This is a genomic window from Mesorhizobium sp. M4B.F.Ca.ET.214.01.1.1, from assembly GCF_004791545.1.
Classification (GTDB): domain Bacteria; phylum Pseudomonadota; class Alphaproteobacteria; order Rhizobiales; family Rhizobiaceae; genus Mesorhizobium; species Mesorhizobium abyssinicae.
In genome coordinates this window covers 1-809 of record NZ_SRUX01000051.1, presented here as the reverse complement: position 1 = coordinate 809, position 809 = coordinate 1, and the positions used below count along the sequence as shown (strand labels likewise).

1 protein-coding gene is annotated in these 809 nt (G+C 66.7%); it reads right to left on the bottom strand.

Annotated features, from left to right (window positions below; genetic code table 11):
- Nucleotides 1–809: beta-ketoacyl-[acyl-carrier-protein] synthase family protein (locus EN857_RS33240; protein WP_135897671.1), on the bottom strand; the 809-nt coding region annotated here is incomplete at both ends.

The following is an 809-nucleotide window of genomic DNA, read 5'->3' as shown; positions in this document are numbered from 1 at the left end:
CGACGTCCTCGGCATTCAGCCCGGCATCGGCAAGGCAGGCGCGCATCGCCGACGCTGGCCCCTCGACAGATGGCGCGGCGATGTGGAAGGCATCGGCGGAAAGGCCGACGCCGGCGATCTCGGCAAGGATTGTGGCACCACGCGCCCTGGCATGCTCGTAGCTTTCCAGCACGGCCATGCCAGCACCCTCGCCCAGCACCAGGCCCTTCCTATCGGCGGAGAAGGGCCGGCAGGTATCGGGTGAAAGCACGCGCATTGCTTCCCATGCTTTCAGCACGCCCCATGCGAAGGGTGCGTCGCTGCCTCCGGAAACCATTACGTCGGCCCGGCCCAGCTTGATCTGATCCACCGCCGAGGCGATCGCATGGTTGGCCGAGGCACATGCGGAGGTCACCCCGAACACCGGCCCGCGCAAGCCGAGGCGCAAGCTCACCTGGCCGGCGGCGGCGCTTGGCATCGTTTTGGGTACAGCGAGGATGCCAACTCGCCTCGCGCCGTCCAAAAGGAGGGCCCGGTAAGTTTCCTCCATTACATCCCAGCCCAAGCCGCCGACGCCCACTGTAGCGCCGAAGCGATGGGCATTCCCTTCGTCGCAGGAAAGTCCGGCCTGCCGCATGGCTTCGCGCGCCGCAAGCACGGCGAGCAAGCTGAAGCGGGCCATGGAGACGAGCTGCTTGCGATCGATGTCGTGCTCGGGCAGCGCCTTGATCTCAGCGCCGGTCATGCCCTCCAGGTCATGAAGCTCGGAATTGGCGAGCGGGCCGATGGCGGAGCGGCCTTCGCGCATCTCTTTCCACATAGAGGCGGCG